The sequence below is a fragment of the Pseudoalteromonas sp. S4492 genome, from assembly GCF_005886115.1.
Lineage (GTDB): Bacteria > Pseudomonadota > Gammaproteobacteria > Enterobacterales > Alteromonadaceae > Pseudoalteromonas > Pseudoalteromonas gelatinilytica.
Genome location: NZ_PNCP01000160.1, coordinates 1 through 287, shown reverse-complemented (window position 1 = coordinate 287; position 287 = coordinate 1). Strand labels below are relative to the sequence as shown.

The window sequence follows — 287 nt, the reverse complement described above, 5'->3', positions numbered from 1 at the left end:
CTAAAACAATACAGTTCCTTTTTCTTGGATGCCTGAATCCAGTCACTGCCTTTTGCAGCAGCCTTTGCTATAGCCAGGTACCATTCAATACGTTCTTCCCTGTTTTTGTCAGACAGGACTTCCTCAAGCTTTTCAATGTCCGAATCCCCATTCAGTGCACAAACCAGATACATGGACTCAAGGTACTGGATGAGTGAGCGATTTTCCGGTGGCTCCTTTCTGACTTTTTCCAGCATCTCCTGGCTATTCTTCAAACCTTCTGCGTATTTCTTACTCTTAACTTGAAC

General features: G+C 43.9%; 1 protein-coding gene. It reads right to left on the bottom strand.

The features are described 5' to 3' along the window. Positions 1–287 (bottom strand): hypothetical protein (locus tag CWC28_RS22050; RefSeq protein ID WP_171038342.1); only part of this gene is annotated, 287 nt, incomplete at both ends.